Below are 17,219 nucleotides of genomic sequence, written 5' to 3'. Positions count from 1 at the left end.
GATGCCTATATCCGCACTCAAACGGGTGCGCTGTGGTCTATCGCCAATGATAACGACACTTGCGCACCCACGATCACGCCGTCCACGGTGCGGTTGCCAATGTCAATGCGGGATGCATGCTCGTCCGCAATTTTTTTCACCACCGCCAAGCCCAGGCCCGTACCACGCGCTTTGGTCGTGACATAGGGTTCAAAGGCCCGCTTGAGAATGCTCTCAGGGAAGCCACTGCCCTGGTCCTGCACAATCAGACGCACCCGGCCCGAAGCTTCTTGCCACTGCGTCTTCACCACCACGTTGCGAGGCACGCCCGGCGAGGCCGCCACGGCAGCTTCCGACGCGTCTTGCGCGTTTTGCAACAAATTGTGAATCACCTGGCGCAGCTGCTCGGCGTCGCCCCGAACTGGCGGGCAACGCACATCCAGATCAATGACGATGGGCACCTTGGCCGCATCCACGTCATAGAGCTGGAGTACGTCTTTGACGAGTGCATTCAAGTCCAGTGCTTTGAGCTCCGCAGCAGGCAGTCGCGCATAGTCGCGAAACTCGTTCACCAGCCGCTTCATGGCATCCACCTGGTCGACGATGGTCTTGACCGATTTGGTGAGGATCGCCTGCTCGCCCGCCTCCAGCTTGCCGCTGAGCTTCATCTCCAACCGCTCGGCCGAAAGCTGAATTGGGGTCAGCGGATTTTTGATTTCATGTGCCAGTCTGCGCGCCACCTCACCCCAGGCCTGGGCGCGCTGCGCCGACACGATTTCAGAGATGTCGTCAAACACCAGCAGGCGCAAATCGCCGGGCAACTCTGCCCCGCGGGCGACAAGGGTGACGGCACGATCAAACGGGCTTTGCAGAGACGACTGGCTCCCGGCCAACTCGAAGGACTGCTGCCAGTGGTCCAGACCGTGTTCCACCTGGCGCGCCAGGAAGTCCGCAAACTGCTGTTGCACCGCACTGCCAAAAGGCTCCAGCCCAGGCACATCTGCCAGGAGACGGCCCTGGTACGCGGCCAGCGGTTGTTGCAGGATGCGTGTGGCCCCGGGGTTGGAGGAGCGGATCGCGCCATCGGGCTCCAGCACCACCACGCCCGAGGTCAGGTTATCCAGAATCGTTTGCAGGTTAGCGCGTGCAGCATCCACCTGCGACATGCTGCTTTCCACCGCCTGGCGTGCGTCGGCCAACTGCTGGGTCATGGACGCAAACGCACGCGTAAGCCCACCCAGCTCATCCTTGCCCTGCATGGTCAACTTGGGCGTCAGGTCGCCTGCCGCCACCTGACTCACACCTTCAGTCAGCAGCAGTAAAGGGCGGGCAATTTGGTTGCCCAGCACCACGGCCAACAGCACCGCACCAAACACCGCCAGAAACAGGCTCAAGGTCAGTGTCCCGATGTACATGCGCTTGAGCCCCGTTCGGGCCAGCGCGCGCTCCTGGTACTCGCGGTTGGCACTGTCCACCGCCAGCGCATTGGCGACCAAGTTGGGGGGCAAGGCACGCGACACCAGCATGTAACGCGTCTCGGCATTCAAGCCCAGTGTGGGGCTGGAAATGGGTACCAATGCCTTGATGCGGGCGCTACTCAACACCCCGGGCACGGCGTCCTCCAACCCCTCGATCCAGGCCAGCGAGCGCTCTTGTCGTGCCGTACGGAACTGGCTGGTGGTGGGCTTGTCCGGGCTCAGCTGAAATTTGGATTGGCCCACACTGGCAATCAGGTTGCCGGAGCCGCCCCAAACCGTGATGTCGGAGGCCCCCAACTGATCCAGCAAACGCTCAACGACCAGGCCCGCGGAGCCATCGCTGCTTTCCGACAACTGCGCCGCCGCGGCGCGCGACTTGGTAGCCAGGTCGTTCGACAGCGTGTCCAAGGTGACTCGTCCCAGACTCAGGCCAGCTTCCAGCGCACCTTCAACCTTGACGTCAAACCAGGTCTCGATCGAGCGCGAGACGAACTGGTACGACACCACATAAATCAATAGCCCGGGCATGACCCCCACCAAGGCAAAAATGGTGGCAAGCTTGACCAGCAGGCGACTGCCAAAGCGCCCCTGGCGCACACGCACCATCAGCCGGTAGCCCACCCAGGCAATGCCGGCGGCCAGCAAAACTGCCACCACCACATTGATGGCAAACAGGCGCGCATAGTTGCGCTCGTACAGTTCGCGGTTGTTGGTGGCCTGTGTCAACAGGTAGAGCAGCAGCATGCCGATGACGACCATCAGGGCGGCGCCCAAGGTCACGGTTCGGCGCACCGCACGCGAAGTATGGCCGGGCGCCACCGAGGCCTTGGTCCCTTCCAAAGATGTCATTTGGTTGCCTCGGGCGCCAGAATGACGAACCGGGCCAACGCGACATCCCACTCAGATTGGCCCAGCGCCCCGATTTGAAAAGGGCGCGGAAGTTGGCCCAAGTCCAGACGAAAACGGAACTCGAGACGGTAGCGCAGGTTGGGGTCCAAGTCAGACGCGTTCGCTACTTTCCAGCGGGAGATACGTTTGATGGCCGACAGCGCTTGCTGCAAGGTGTCGTAACTCTGGTTCAACGCCAGTCCCAGCCCCGTGGCGGGCCCTGGTCCGGTGCTAATGTTCAACCGCCAGTGGCGTGTGAGCGGCTGGAACGCCAGGCGGAACTGCCGTGTAGCGCTGCCCATCGATTTATCGGACCAATACCAGCGCTCCTTGAGTACTTCAGCCTCAGCCACAAACACCATGGGAATGCCTTTGAGCAAAGCGTCTTCCACGGTGCTGGACAGCTCAAACTGCAATTGGGCGGAGACGGTTACCTCGTCAGGACCACGCTCTACCTCAAATTGCGACAGGTCCACCGCGCCCTGGGCCACCGCCATGCGAAGGAAGCCGGCCAAACCGGCGAAGACCAACCAGCGTACCGCTTTGTTAAACAGCACGCTTTTCAAAGAGCGCATAGAAAAAGCCGTCGTGGTCACCCAATGGATTGTCGGGGACAACGCCGGCGGCCACTTCACTTTGCGACAGCAAATGGCCGGGAGACGGAAGCAACCGAGCATCAGTGTTGTTTGCAAGAAACGCTTGTACCTGGCCCTGGCCTTCGGCGATGAAGAGAGAGCAGGTGCAGTACAGCAAGCGCCCGCCGGGCCGCACCAGAGGCCACAGCGCCTGCAGAATACGTTTTTGAATTGCTGCGAGCTGATCAACATCAGAAGCACGGCGCAACCAGCGAATATCTGGATGGCGTCGCACGATGCCGGAAGCGGTGCAAGGCGCGTCCAGCAGAATCAGGTCGAAAGGTTTGCGATCCCACCAGGTGTCTGGCTGGCTCGCATCCGCCGTCACCACCTGCGGCGTTAAGCCCAGGCGCTGTGCATTGCTTTGGATGCGCTGGGCACGCCGTGCGTCCACTTCCAATGCGATCACCTCTGCATCAGCCAGTTCCAGCAAATGCCCGGTTTTCCCGCCGGGGGCAGCGCAGGCATCGAGGATGCGCCATGAGCCTGGGGCCATATACCCATCCAGCAGCAAAGGGGCAGCCACCTGTGCCGCAGCATCCTGCACCGACACTACGCCTTGCGCAAAACCCGGTAGGGTCTGCACGGGTACGGCCTGGCCCAGCTCCACAATCTGGGCGCTGCGGTGGATGCCTCGCAACTGGGCCTGTGCCAACAAGGGCAAATAGGCGTCAACACTGGTCCGTCGGCGATTGAGTCGCAGCGTCATGGGTGCATGCCGGTTAGCCGCCGACAACAAGGCCGTCCACTGTGCTGGGCGCTCGGTTTTCAGGCGTGCAATCCACCACGCAGGGTGGTTCCACACGGCCACCGGATCATTCTGCGTAGCAGAGACCAGGGCCTCCTTTTCACGCAAGAACCGGCGTAAACAGGCATTCATGAAGTTGGCCTGTGCCTTGGTTTCCTGCTGACGCTTAGCGGCCTCCACGGCTTGGTTCACCAGCGTGAAGGCGTCGTAGGGCGATTGTGCGTCGTCCCAGGCCAACGCCAGGGCAACGCACAGCAAGGCATCTGCGGCAGGTGGTGGCTTCTTGCTCGCCAACAAGGCACACAACGCCTGGGCGCGGCCCAGATTGCGCCACACTTGAAAAGCCAGCGCCTGTACGCCAGAGCGCAATTCGGCGTCTACGGCATCAATGGCCGCGGTGCCGGAGGCACCTCCACGCACGGCTAGCACCACGCGGGCAGTAGCTTGCAATTGGCGCCATAGCGCCGGGGTCTTATGGGGTTCTGACATGCTGACTTAAAGTTGTCCTGCGGGGAGAAACCCCATGACGCCAGCGACAGTGCTGGCAGGGAACTGGCGGATGGCTTCGTTGTAACGCCCCAGAATCTGGTTCAGGCCACCGCGTGCACTTTGTACTTTGAGCACACTGGCATCCCAGTCCGCACGCAATTCCGGCGGCACACTGGGCCCGGCCAAATCGGCAGGTACATCACTGGCCGCCAGCCATTGGGCATGCACAGCATCCCACGCAACTGCCAGCGGCAACAACGAGGCTGCAGCCAACGGATTGGGACGTGGCACCTTCCACGCTGCATCGAGTGCCTGAATGGCCGTCGCCAACGCCTCCCACTCCGCGGGCGGCTTGTTGTCTGTCATGGCGCCATCGGACAAGGAGGCATTGACCACTGCAGCGCAGGCGCGCATGTGTTTCTCCAATACCTGAAGTACCTCCATGCCGCGCGCGCGCAATCGCATCAGGCGGTTGTAAAGGCCCACACCCCAGAAAACCAATGCGGCCAGCAGCAGCCACAACAACAATGAAGCATTCATGCCCACCCCTTCCGACCAGATAAGCCATCTTAAAGAGCTTACAGCCGCCCCATAAAAAAACGCCCCAAGTTGCTTTCGCAGACTTGGGGCGCCACAGCCACTAGGGCTCTGCGCGATTACTCGGCAGCAGCACCTTCATTGGACTGGTATTCACCAGCATCCACACCCCCTGCCAATTCGGCAGCTTCGGCTTCTGCAATGGCGCGACGCTCGGCATCGTCCATCGTCTCACGCACTTTGCGCGCTTCGTGGTAGGCCAGGCCCGTACCTGCGGGGATCAAACGACCCACGATGACGTTTTCCTTCAAGCCACGCAACTCGTCGCGCTTGCCCATGATGGCCGCCTCGGTCAGCACGCGGGTGGTTTCCTGGAAGGAAGCCGCGCTGATGAAACTGTCTGTCGACAGCGACGCCTTGGTAATACCCAGCAACAGGTTGGTGTAGACCGCAGGGATCTTGCCAGCCGCACGCAATGCATCGTTGGTGTTGAGCATTTCGGAGCGCTCGACCTGTTCGCCATTGATGTAGCCAGAGTCACCGGTAGCTTCCACCACCACGCGGCGCAGCATCTGACGAACAATCACTTCAATGTGCTTGTCGTTGATCTTCACGCCTTGCAAGCGGTACACGTCCTGCACTTCGTCGACGATGTAGCGTGCCAGTTCTTCGGAGCCCAGCAGGCGCAGGATGTCCTGTGGATCGGCAGGACCGTCCACCACGGACTCGCCCTTGTTGACCACTTGGCCTTCGTGCACCAAGATGTTCTTTTCCTTGGGCACGAGTTCTTCCCAGACCTTGCCTTCGGGATCGGTGATCTGCAAGCGGACCTTGCCCTTGGTTTCCTTACCGAAGGACACGGTACCGGTGACTTCGGCCAGGACACCCTTGTCCTTGGGCGAACGGGCTTCGAACAACTCGGCCACACGCGGCAGACCGCCGGTAATGTCGCGGGTCTTCTGACCTTCGATAGGGATACGGGCCAGCACTTCGCCAGGACCCACGTCCTGTCCGTCGCGCACTTGCACCAACGCGCCCACGGGGAAGCCAATGGTCACCGAGTGATCGGTACCAGGAATCTTCACTTCGTGGCCAGAGGCATCGATCAGCTTGACCTGAGGACGCACAACCTTGGCAGCACCACGGCGCTTGGGATCGATCACCACCAGCGTGGACAGACCGGTCACTTCATCGACCTGCTTGGCCACCGTCAGACCTTCTTCGACGTTCTCGAAGTGGGCCTTGCCCGCGAACTCGGTAATGATGGGGCGCGTCAATGGATCCCAGTTGGCCAAAATCGCACCAGCCTTCACGGCCTGGTCGGCCTTGACCGTCAGGATGGCACCGTACGGAACCTTGTGGCGCTCGCGCTCACGACCATGCTCGTCATGGATGATGATTTCGCCGGAACGGGCAATCACCACCAACTCAGACTTGCTGTTGGTCACATAGCGCATGGTGGCGTTGAAGCCGATGGCTCCGTTGGACTTGGCCTCCACGCTGGAGGCGATCGCAGCGCGCGAAGCAGCACCCCCAATGTGGAAGGTACGCATGGTCAGCTGGGTACCGGGTTCACCGATGGACTGGGCAGCGATCACACCGACAGCTTCACCGCCGTTGATCAGACCACCGCGGCCCAGATCGCGTCCGTAGCACTTGGCGCAGATACCAAAGCGGGTTTCGCAGGTCAGTGCCGTACGTACCTTGACTTCGTCCACGCCTGCGGCTTCCAGCTCTTCGATCAGGTCTTCGTCCAGCATGGCACCAGCGGGCGCCAGAACTGCGCGGTTCTCTGGATGCAACACGTCGTCAGCCGCGGTACGGCCCAAGATACGGTCGCGCAACGATTCGATCGTCTCACCGCCTTCGACGATGGCACGCATCAGGTAGCCGTTGTGCGTTCCGCAGTCTTGCTCAGTCACCACCAAATCTTGCGTCACGTCAACCAGACGACGTGTCAGGTAACCGGAGTTCGCTGTCTTTAACGCCGTATCCGCCAGACCCTTACGGGCACCGTGGGTGGAGATGAAGTACTCCAGCACGTTCAGACCTTCGCGGAAGTTGGCGGTAATGGGTGTCTCGATGATGGAGCCATCAGGCTTGGCCATCAGACCCCGCATACCCGCCACCTGACGAATCTGCGCAGCAGAACCGCGGGCGCCGGAGTCGGCCATCATGTAGATGGAGTTGAATGACTCTTGCTGGACTTGCTTGCCATGGCGGTCCGTGACCATTTCCTTGGACAGCTTGGCCATCATCACCTTGGACACTTCGTCACCCGACTTGCCCCAGATGTCCACCACCTTGTTGTAGCGCTCACCAGACGTCACCAGACCAGACACGTACTGCTGCTCGATCTCTTTGACTTCCTTTTGGGCGCGCGCAATGATTTCGTGCTTCTCTTGCGGCACCAGCATGTCGTCGATACAGATGGAGATACCAGCCTTGGTCGCCAAGCGGAAACCGCTTTGCAGCAGCTTGTCGGCGAACACCACGGTCTCTTTCAATCCGCATTTGCGGAAAGACACGTTGATCAGCTTGGAGATTTCCTTCTTCTTCAACGCCTTGTTGATGTTGGAGAAAGGCAAGCCCTTGGGCAGAATTTCGGACAAGAGTGCACGGCCAGCGGTGGTTTCCCACAGCTTGGTAGAGGGCACAAATTCGCCGGTTTCCTTGTCCTTGGTGTACTCGGTCAAACGCACATTGATGCTGGCGTTCAACTCGACTTCACCCGCATCAAACGCGCGTTGCACTTCGCCGGTATCGGCAAAGATCAAGCCCTCGCCCTTGCCATTGATACGCTCGCGGGTCGTGTAATACAGACCCAGCACCACGTCCTGAGAAGGAACAATGGAAGGCTCGCCGTTGGCTGGGAACAGCACGTTGTTGGACGCCAGCATCAAAGTGCGGGCTTCCATCTGCGCTTCGACCGACAAGGGCACGTGAACCGCCATCTGGTCACCGTCGAAGTCGGCGTTGAAGGCCGCGCAAACGAGTGGGTGCAGTTGAATGGCCTTGCCTTCGATCAGGATAGGTTCAAAGGCCTGGATACCCAAACGGTGCAGCGTAGGCGCACGGTTCAGCATCACGGGGTGCTCTTTGATGACCTCTTCCAGAATATCCCAAACCACGGGCGTACCGGATTCGACTTCCTTCTTGGCGGCCTTGATGGTGGTCGCAATGCCCATGGCTTCCAGGCGCGCGAAGATGAAGGGCTTGAACAATTCCAAAGCCATCAATTTCGGCAGACCGCACTGGTGCAGCTTGAGCGTTGGGCCCACGGTAATCACGGAACGACCGGAGTAATCGACGCGCTTGCCCAGCAAGTTCTGGCGGAAACGACCGGATTTACCCTTGATCATGTCAGCCAAAGACTTCAGCGCACGCTTGTTGGCGCCTGTCATGGCCTTGCCGCGACGGCCGTTGTCCAGCAAGCTGTCCACGGCTTCTTGCAACATACGCTTCTCATTGCGCGCAATGATTTCTGGCGCTTTCAGCTCCAGCAAACGGCGCAAACGGCTGTTGCGGTTGATCACGCGGCGGTACAGGTCGTTCAGATCGGAGGTCGCAAAGCGTCCGCCGTCCAGCGGCACCAACGGACGCAGGTCCGGCGGCAGCACGGGCAACACATCCAACACCATCCACTCGGGCTTGATGCCGGATTTCTTGAACGCTTCCAAGACCTTCAAACGCTTGGCGTTCTTCTTGATCTTGAGTTCAGAGCCGGTCAGGTCGTTGCGCAGCTTCTCGATGGAGCCTTCGATATCGATGCTTTGCAGCAGGTCCTTGATACCTTCAGCGCCCATCTTGGCCTGGAACTCGTCGCCGTATTCCTTGAACTTGGCGTCGAAATCGTCTTCGGACATGATGCTGAACTTCTTCAGCGGGGTCATGCCGGGGTCGGTCACAACATATGCTTCAAAGTACAGCACGCGTTCGATGTCACGCAGTGTCATGTCCAGCACCAAGCCCAGACGGCTGGGCAGGGACTTCAGGAACCAAATGTGGGCGCAAGGCGCAGCCAAATCGATGTGGCCCATGCGTTCACGGCGAACCTTGGTCTGTGTGACTTCAACGCCGCACTTCTCGCAGATCACACCGCGGTGCTTCAAACGCTTGTACTTACCGCACAGGCATTCGTAGTCCTTGATGGGTCCGAAGATCTTGGCGCAGAACAGGCCGTCGCGCTCAGGCTTGAACGTGCGGTAGTTGATGGTTTCAGGCTTTTTCACTTCACCGAAAGACCACGAGCGGATCTTTTCAGGCGAAGCCATACCGATCTTGATGGCATCGAAATGCTCATCGGGGGTGAACTGCTTGAACAGGTCGAGTAAAGATTTCATGTGACTCTTTCCCTTTCAATTAAGAACGTTCGAGTTCGATGTCGATGCCCAAGGAGCGAATTTCCTTGACCAACACATTGAACGATTCCGGCATACCGGCTTCGATGGAGTGCTCACCCTTGACGATGTTCTCGTACACCTTGGTACGACCTTGCACGTCATCGGACTTGACCGTCAGCATTTCCTGCAGCACGTATGACGCGCCATAGGCCTCCAGTGCCCACACTTCCATTTCACCGAAACGCTGGCCACCGAACTGGGCTTTACCGCCCAGAGGTTGCTGGGTCACCAAGCTGTAAGGACCGGTGGAACGGGCGTGCATCTTGTCGTCGACCAAGTGGTGCAGCTTCAGGTAATGCATGTACCCAACCGTGGTGGTGCGCTCGAAAGCGTCACCGGTACGGCCGTCATACAGTTGCGCCTGGGTGCGCGCGGTAGTCAGGCCCTTGGCCTTGGCTACGTCATCCGGATAGGCCAGTTGCAACATGTCGCCAATTTCCTTTTCCGTCGCGCCGTCAAACACGGGAGAGGCAAAGGGCACACCACTGGTGAGCTCTTTTGCCATTTCCTGCACTTCTGCGTCAGACAGTTGGGCCAAGTCTTCCTTTCGACCCGTGCTGTTGTAGACCTGCTCCAAGAAGCCACGGATTTCGGTCGCGGCAGCTTCACGTTGCAGCATGTCGCCAATGCGGTGACCCAAGCCCTTGCCAGCCCAGCCCAGGTGAACTTCCAGCACCTGGCCGATGTTCATACGCGAAGGCACGCCCAGCGGGTTCAGCACGATATCCACAGGGGTACCGTCAGCCATGTAAGGCATGTCTTCCACGGGCGTGATCTTGGAGACCACACCCTTGTTACCGTGGCGACCGGCCATCTTGTCACCAGGCTGCAGACGACGTTTGACCGCGATGTAGACCTTGACCATCTTCAGCACGCCTGCGGGCAACTCGTCGCCCTGTGTGAGCTTCTTGCGCTTTTCTTCAAAAGCCAGGTCGAAGCTGTGGCGGGTCTGCTCCAGCGAGTTCTTGATGCTTTCCAGTTGGCTCGCGACTTCTTCGTCCGCAGGACGAATGTCGAACCAATGGAACTTCTCGACAGACGCCAAGTAGGCTTTGTCCAGCTTGGTACCCTTGGCCAGCTTTTGTGGGCCGCCGTTGGCAACTTTGCCAGTCAACAGCTTCTCGATACGGTCAAACGCATCCGCTTCCACAATGCGCAACTGGTCATTCAGATCCAGACGGAAACGCTTGAGTTCGTCATCGATGATCTGTTGGGCGCGGCGGTCGCGGGTGATGCCTTCACGCGTGAAGACTTGCACGTCGATCACGGTGCCAGAGCTGCCCTGGTCCACGCGCAGGGACGTATCTTTCACGTCGCTAGCCTTCTCGCCGAAGATGGCGCGCAGCAGCTTCTCTTCGGGGGTCAGCGTAGTCTCGCCCTTGGGAGTGACCTTGCCAACCAGCGTGTCGCCAGGAAGGACTTCTGCACCCACATAGATGATGCCGGATTCGTCCAGACGGTTCAGCTGCTGCTCGCTCAGGTTGGGGATGTCGCGGGTAATTTCTTCCGCACCCAACTTGGTGTCACGCGCCATCACCACGAGTTCTTCGATGTGGATCGAGGTATAGCGGTCTTCAGCCACCACGCGCTCGCTGATCAAGATCGAATCTTCGAAGTTGTAGCCGTTCCAAGGCATGAAAGCCACCAGCATGTTTTGGCCGATGGCGATTTCGCCCAAATCGGTAGAGGCACCGTCGGCAATCACGTCGCCCTTGGCCAGTTTGTCGCCCTTCTTGACAATGGGGCGCTGGTGGATGTTGGTGTTCTGGTTGGAACGTTGGTACTTGATCAGGTTGTAGATGTCCACACCAACTTCGCCAGCTTGCGCTTCAGCATCGTTCACGCGGATCACAACACGGGTCGCATCCACGTAGTCCACGATACCGCCACGGGTCGTGGTGACCACCGTGCCAGAGTCGATCGCAGCAACGCGCTCGATACCGGTACCCACCATGGGCTTTTCCGGACGCAGCACGGGGACGGCTTGACGCGACATGTTGGCGCCCATCAGTGCGCGGTTCGCATCATCGTGCTCCAGGAATGGAACCAGCGATGCCGCCACGGATACGATCTGTGCAGGTGACACGTCCATGTACTGCACGCGCTCAGCACCCACCAGAATGGATTCGCCTTTTTCACGGGCAGACACCAAGTCGCCGGTCAGGGTTCCGTCTTTGTCCAAGGCCGCATTGGCCTGGGCAATCACGTACTTGCCTTCTTCGATCGCCGACAGGTAATCAATGTCCATCGTGACCTTGCTATCCACCACGCGACGGTACGGTGTTTCGATGAAACCGTATTCGTTCAGGCGGGCATACAAAGCCAGCGAGTTGATCAGACCAATGTTTGGACCTTCGGGTGTTTCAATAGGGCACACACGACCGTAGTGGGTCACGTGCACATCTCGCACTTCGAAGCCAGCGCGTTCGCGCGTCAAACCACCTGGGCCAAGGGCCGATACACGGCGCTTGTGGGTGATTTCGGCCAACGGGTTGGTCTGGTCCATGAACTGAGACAGCTGCGACGCACCGAAGAACTCTTTCAACGCAGCCGAAATGGGCTTGCTGTTGATCAGGTCATGGGGCATCAGAGGCTCTTGCTCGGCTTGGCCCAGACGTTCTTTCACTGCTTTTTCAATACGTGCCAAACCTGTGCGGTACTGGTTCTCGGCCAACTCACCCACGCAACGCACGCGGCGGTTACCCAAGTGGTCAATATCGTCCACGTCGCCGCGGCCGTTACGCAGATCCACCAGAATCTTGACCACAGCCAAGATGTCTTCGTTGGTCAGCACCATGGGGCCGGTCGATTCCGAACGGCCCATCTTGGCGTTGAACTTCATGCGGCCCACGCGCGACAGGTCGTAGGTGTCGGGGTTGTAGAACAGGCGCTGGAACAACGCTTGAACTGCATCTTCTGTGGGTGGCTCACCAGGGCGCATCATGCGGTAGATGGCCACGCGCGCAGCAAACTCATCCACCGTTTCGTCGGTGCGCAGGGTTTGCGAAATGTACGCACCCTGGTCCAGTTCGTTGGTGTAGATGCAAGCCAGATCCTGAATGCCTGCGGTACGCAGCTTCTTCAACAGCGCTTCGGTCAGCTCTTCGTTGGCCTTGGCCACGATCTCGCCGGTGTCGCCATCGATCACATTGCGGGCCACCACGCGGCCGATCAAGAAATCTTCAGGCACGCTGATGTGCGAAGTGCCCGATTGCTCCAGCTCACGGGTGTGGCGCGCGGTTACGCGCTTGTCTTTGGCCACCACCACTTTGCCGCTCTTGTCGGTGATGTCGAAACGGGCGACTTCCCCGCGCAGACGCTCAGCCACGAACTCCATCTGGGCGCCGCTGTCCATCAAACGGAAGTTGTCGTTGACAAAGAAGTTGGCCAGGATGGATTCGTTGTTCAGGCCAATGGCCTTGAGCAGAATCGTGACGGGCATCTTGCGGCGACGGTCCACACGGAAGTACAGCAGGTCTTTGGGGTCGAATTCGAAATCGAGCCAGGAGCCGCGGTAAGGAATGATGCGTGCGGAAAACAGCAGCTTGCCCGAGCTGTGGGTCTTGCCCTTGTCGTGCTCGAAAAACACGCCAGGGGAACGGTGCAGCTGGGACACGATGACGCGTTCCGTGCCATTGATGATGAAGGAGCCTTTGCCAGTCATCAGGGGCACTTCGCCCATGTAGACCTCTTGTTCCTTGACTTCCTTCACAACCTTGTTTTGCCCGGTGGAGGACTCACGGTCATAGATGATCAGCTGAACCTTGGCACGCACGGCGGAGGCAAAGGTCAAACCACGGGTTTGGCATTCACGCACATCGAACGCTGGTTTTGCGAGGTTGTACTCGAGGTACTTCATCTCCACAAAGCCGTTGTGAGAGACGATGGGGAAGGCAGCTTCGAACGCAGCTTGCAGGCCTTCAACCGTACGTTTTTTGGGGGCTACGTCGGCTTGCAAAAACGCGGTGTACGCGTCTTTTTGCATTTGCAGCAAGTAGGGAATCTCGAGCACGCTATCGCGATTACCGAAGTTTTTGCGAATTCGCTTGCGTTCTGTGTATGTGTAAGCCATTAGATCTCCGGGCAAAGGCTGAGGAATCCTGGGGGTCCTAGGCGACTGTCGCGTTGAGCACCACTCTCAACAGGCTTGGCGATTGGCCACTACCAATCACTGGCGGACGGTTGCGCATTGCACACAACCCGTACCAAGGCATCTTCTGCAGTCGGATCAGAAGACACTCAAAAACGGTTTTTGGACCGCTTTTGAGTGTGCACTAATTTAGATTCTCACAAGCAGCAAAGGCTGGAGGCCCTTTCGGAACCTCCAGCCCAGGCAAAGTAGTCGATTACTTGAGTTCGACCTTGGCGCCAGCTTCTTCCAGCTTCTTCTTAGCGGCTTCAGCGTCAGCCTTGGAAGCACCTTCCTTGACTGCCTTGGGAGCGCCATCCACCAGATCCTTGGCTTCTTTCAAGCCCAGACCCGTGATTTCGCGCACGGCCTTGATGACGGACACCTTGTTGGCGCCGGCTTCAGTCAACACCACGTTGAACTCGGTCTTCTCTTCAACAGCAGCAGCAGCAGCGCCACCGCCAGCAGCGGGAGCAGACATAGCTGCAGCGCTCACACCAAATTTCTCTTCGATGGCTTTCACCAGGTCGTTGAGTTCCATGACCGTCATGCTGTCCAGCGCGGTCAAAAATGCGTCTTTATCGAATGCCATTTTGATTTCCTAACAATATTGGTTACTACAGACAGGGCGCAATTAAGCGGCCACTGCCTCTGCGGGGGCAGCTTCTGCTGCGCCTGCGCCACGCTGTTCCGCCAATGCGGCCAGCACACGGGCTGTACGCGAAATGGGGGATTGCATCAAGCCCAACAATTGAGCCAACAACACTTCCTTGGAAGGGATGCTTGCCAATTGCTTCACGCCGTTCACGTCCAGAGCCTTACCGCCGTACGCACCAGCACGGATCACCAACTTGTCGTTGGTTTTCGCGAACTCGGCCACCACCTTAGCGGCAGCCACTGCGTCTTCGGAAAAGCCGTAGATCAGAGGACCGGTCATCTGGTCGGACACAATTTCAAAGCTGCTACCGGCGACAGCACGGCGGGCCAAGGTGTTTTTCAACACACTCAGGCTCACACCATTGCTGCGCGCGTTGTTGCGCAGTTTGGTCATGTCAGCGACCGTGATGCCACGGTATTCCGCGATCACGAGCGTTTGAGCTTTAGCGGCGAGGCCAGTCACATCACTGATGACTGCTTCTTTCTCACTGCGATTCAGACTCAAGGTCTACTCCTTTAAATGCACCTTGCAACTTGCGTCACGTGGTGCTCCACATTGCAGCGACCAACTGTTAACAGAACTCTCATTCCATCTGCAGCGGGATCGCCATCTGCGTTGGCTTAAAACTATTAAGCGCAGTTGCCTGCACACCAACGGTCTTGGATGGCTCGCTCTACTGGTTAGCAGAACGACCCACCACACTAAGCCCCCGTTTCCGGAGGCTTAAATTTGCGATTACGCCGAGATGGTTTGCAGGTCTACGCGGACACCCACACCCATGGTTGACGAAACTGCGACTTTGCGCAAATACAAACCTTTGCTCGAAGCAGGCTTGGCTTTGTTCAGCGCGTCCACCAGAGCAGCCAAGTTACCTTGCAGCTGGGCGGACTCGAACGAACGACGGCCGATGGTGCTGTGCACGATACCGGCTTTGTCCACACGGAATTGCACTTGACCAGCCTTGGCGTTCTTCACCGCAGTAGCGACATCCGGGGTGACGGTGCCAACCTTGGGGTTAGGCATCAAACCACGTGGTCCCAGGATCTGGCCCAGGGTACCCACGATGCGCATGGCATCAGGAGCAGCAATCACGATATCGAAAGGCATGTCACCGGCCTTGACCATAGCGGCCAAGTCGTCCATGCCGACGATATCAGCACCAGCGGCCTTGGCCTCTTCAGCCTTGGCGCCCTGGGCGAACACAGCCACGCGCTTGGTCTTGCCAGTGCCGTTAGGCAACACGACGGCGCCACGCACTACTTGGTCAGACTTCTTGGCATCAATGCCGAGTTGCACTGCCACGTCGATGGACTCATCGAACTTGGCGTTGGCGAATTCCTTCACCAGACCCAGTGCATCTGTCAGGGCGTACAGCTTGTTGCTGTCGATCTTGCCAACTTGCGTTTTTTGTTTTTTAGTGAGCTTGGACATTTACACGCCCTCCACATTCACGCCCATGGAACGGGCAGTACCAGCGATGGTGCGAACAGCGGCATCCAGATCGGCGGCAGTCAAATCCTTCATCTTGGTCTTGGCGATTTCTTCCAGCTGAGCGCGGGTGATTTTGCCAACCTTGTCGGTGTGCGGACGGGCAGAACCCTTGTCCAGCTTGATGGACTTCTTGATCAGAACCGTCGCAGGCGGGGTCTTGATCACGAACGTGAAGCTCTTATCAGCAAATGCCGTGATCACCACAGGCAAAGGCAGGCCCGGCTCAACACCTTGGGTCTGCGCATTGAATGCCTTGCAGAATTCCATGATGTTCAAACCGCGCTGACCCAATGCTGGGCCGATCGGGGGGGATGGATTGGCTTTACCAGCTGGCACTTGCAGCTTGATGAAGCCAACGATTTTTTTCGCCATGATTTCTCCTTACGGGTAATAACGCCTTGGTGCTGAACAACTCAGACCTCGGCTCCCCGGGGTTAACGACTCTTGAAATTCATTCGCGCCGAGTCGGATAACGCAAATGCAACACCGGCCATTGCTGGCCAGCAAATCTTAGGTCTTCTCGATCTGAGAAAACTCCAATTCCACCGGGGTGGAACGGCCAAAAATAGTGACCGACACCCGCACCTTGCTTTTTTCGTAGTTGACGTCTTCCACCGAACCATTGAAGTCGGTGAACGGGCCTTCCTTGACGCGCACATACTCGCCAACCACAAATTCGATTTTGTGGCGCGGCTTCTCGGTGCCCTCTTGCATCTGGTTGACGATCTTCATCACTTCGGCTTCGGAGATGGGCGCGGGGCGGTTCTTGGCGCCGCCGACGAAGCCCGTCACCTTGTTGGTGTGCTTCACCAAATGCCAGCTTTCGTCATCCATCACCATTTCCACCAGCACATAGCCGGGGAAGAACTTGCGTTCTGTGGTTTTCTTCTGGCCGTTCTTAACTTCAACCACCTCTTCCATGGGAACGAGGATGCGGCCAAACTTGCTTTGCATGCCGGCACGGGTGATGCGCTCAATGATGTTGCGCTCAACAGCCTTCTCCATACCGGAGTAGGCATGCACCACATACCAGCGCAGATCTGGATTCACAGGCGCGGATGCGGGCTGCTCTGCTACGGGAATTACCACGTCATCAGTCATTATTTTTTCCACCCCAGGATCAGATCGTAAAAAAGCCACTCAAGGGTTTTGTCCGTGAGCCACAGGAAAAGTGCCATGATGAGCACAAACCCAAACACATAAGCCGTGATCTGGATTGCCTCTTTGCGGGCAGGCCACACCACTTTCTTGACTTCACGCCAAGCGTCTCGGCCAAACGCAATCAATTGGCGCCCGGTTTCCGACGTAAAAAAAGCGCCTGCGGCCAAGCCCAGACCCACGATCAGTGCAGCCCACTGAACCAGCTGCCCCTGCTTAGTCAGCAAGTAGAAGGCAGCCAGCGCAGCAACGACCAGCAATGCAGCAGCAGCCAGCTTGGCTTTGTCTGCGCCGGTGTTGACGGTTTGAACTTGTGTCGTGGCCATAGTCTTTATTCGCGTTTCACTTGTACTAAATTTTCAGCATCCTCAAGACACTGAAGCCCGCTACACCGTAGCGGGCTTGGTTGCCACCTATTCCCAGGTGGCAGGGGCAGTAGGAATCGAACCTACAACCTTCGGTTTTGGAGACCGACGCTCTGCCAATTGAGCTATACCCCTAGATTTTCCTTACGCGATGATTTTCGCGACCACGCCGGCGCCGACGGTACGCCCACCTTCGCGGATGGCGAAGCGCAGGCCTTCTTCCATGGCGATGGGGTTGATCAGCTTCACAGTGATCGACAC

13 protein-coding genes and 1 tRNA gene are annotated in these 17,219 nt (G+C 58.3%); all 14 read right to left on the bottom strand.

Features of this window, described 5'->3' with window-relative positions:
• Window positions 1-17: 17 nt before the first annotated feature.
• Window positions 18-2,306, bottom strand: a complete 2,289-nt coding sequence (locus AC097R_RS20390; protein ID WP_479600057.1) for a sensor histidine kinase — start codon at window positions 2,304-2,306, stop codon at window positions 18-20.
• Window positions 2,303-2,920, bottom strand: a complete 618-nt coding sequence (locus AC097R_RS20385) for a DUF4390 domain-containing protein (RefSeq protein ID WP_479600056.1) — start codon at window positions 2,918-2,920, stop codon at window positions 2,303-2,305. Before AC097R_RS20385 ends, AC097R_RS20390 begins: the two co-directional genes overlap by 4 nt.
• A complete protein-coding gene (gene rsmB / locus AC097R_RS20380; RefSeq protein WP_479600055.1) occupies window positions 2,892-4,217 on the bottom strand; it encodes a 16S rRNA (cytosine(967)-C(5))-methyltransferase RsmB in 1,326 nt (441 codons plus the stop codon). Before rsmB ends, AC097R_RS20385 begins: the two co-directional genes overlap by 29 nt.
• Window positions 4,218-4,223: 6 nt before the next feature.
• Window positions 4,224-4,757 carry a hypothetical protein gene (locus AC097R_RS20375; RefSeq protein WP_479600054.1) on the bottom strand — a complete coding sequence of 178 codons (534 nt, stop codon included), beginning with the start codon at window positions 4,755-4,757 and terminating at the stop codon, window positions 4,224-4,226.
• Between the two features lie 116 nt (window positions 4,758-4,873).
• Window positions 4,874-9,097, bottom strand: a complete 4,224-nt coding sequence (gene rpoC, locus AC097R_RS20370) for a DNA-directed RNA polymerase subunit beta' (RefSeq protein ID WP_479600053.1) — start codon at window positions 9,095-9,097, stop codon at window positions 4,874-4,876.
• Between the two features lie 19 nt (window positions 9,098-9,116).
• On the bottom strand, window positions 9,117-13,229 hold the full coding sequence (gene rpoB / locus AC097R_RS20365; RefSeq protein WP_479600052.1) for a DNA-directed RNA polymerase subunit beta: 4,113 nt from the start codon (window positions 13,227-13,229) through the stop codon (window positions 9,117-9,119).
• A gap of 274 nt (window positions 13,230-13,503) precedes the next feature.
• Entirely contained in the window at window positions 13,504-13,878 is a 375-nt protein-coding gene (gene rplL / locus AC097R_RS20360; RefSeq protein ID WP_479600051.1) for a 50S ribosomal protein L7/L12, read from the bottom strand.
• A gap of 42 nt (window positions 13,879-13,920) precedes the next feature.
• On the bottom strand, window positions 13,921-14,448 hold the full coding sequence (gene rplJ / locus AC097R_RS20355) for a 50S ribosomal protein L10 (RefSeq protein WP_479600050.1): 528 nt from the start codon (window positions 14,446-14,448) through the stop codon (window positions 13,921-13,923).
• A 231-nt stretch (window positions 14,449-14,679) separates the two neighbouring features.
• Complete coding sequence (rplA, locus tag AC097R_RS20350; protein ID WP_105261492.1) at window positions 14,680-15,375, bottom strand: 50S ribosomal protein L1; 696 nt, start codon at window positions 15,373-15,375, stop codon at window positions 14,680-14,682.
• The gene (gene rplK / locus AC097R_RS20345) at window positions 15,376-15,807 is read right to left on the bottom strand and encodes a 50S ribosomal protein L11 (protein WP_479600049.1); all 432 of its coding nucleotides are present in this window, start codon (window positions 15,805-15,807) and stop codon (window positions 15,376-15,378) included.
• 138 nt (window positions 15,808-15,945) lie between these two features.
• Window positions 15,946-16,536 (bottom strand): transcription termination/antitermination protein NusG, encoded by a 591-nt coding sequence (nusG, locus tag AC097R_RS20340; RefSeq protein ID WP_310346146.1) that lies wholly within the window; start codon window positions 16,534-16,536, stop codon window positions 15,946-15,948.
• Window positions 16,536-16,919, bottom strand: coding sequence for a preprotein translocase subunit SecE (secE, locus tag AC097R_RS20335; protein WP_479600048.1), 384 nt, complete (start codon window positions 16,917-16,919; stop codon window positions 16,536-16,538). The genes nusG and secE overlap by 1 nt, the downstream gene beginning before the upstream one ends.
• 98 nt (window positions 16,920-17,017) lie before the next feature.
• Window positions 17,018-17,093 (bottom strand) — tRNA-Trp (locus AC097R_RS20330).
• Window positions 17,094-17,102: 9 nt separating this feature from the next.
• On the bottom strand, window positions 17,103-17,219 hold a 117-nt coding region (locus AC097R_RS20325; RefSeq protein WP_446033001.1), incomplete at its 5' end, for an EF-Tu C-terminal domain-related protein.

The sequence above is a fragment of the Rhodoferax sp. ZS1R25 genome, from assembly GCF_056521335.1.
This window is presented reverse-complemented; position numbering and strand designations above follow the sequence as displayed.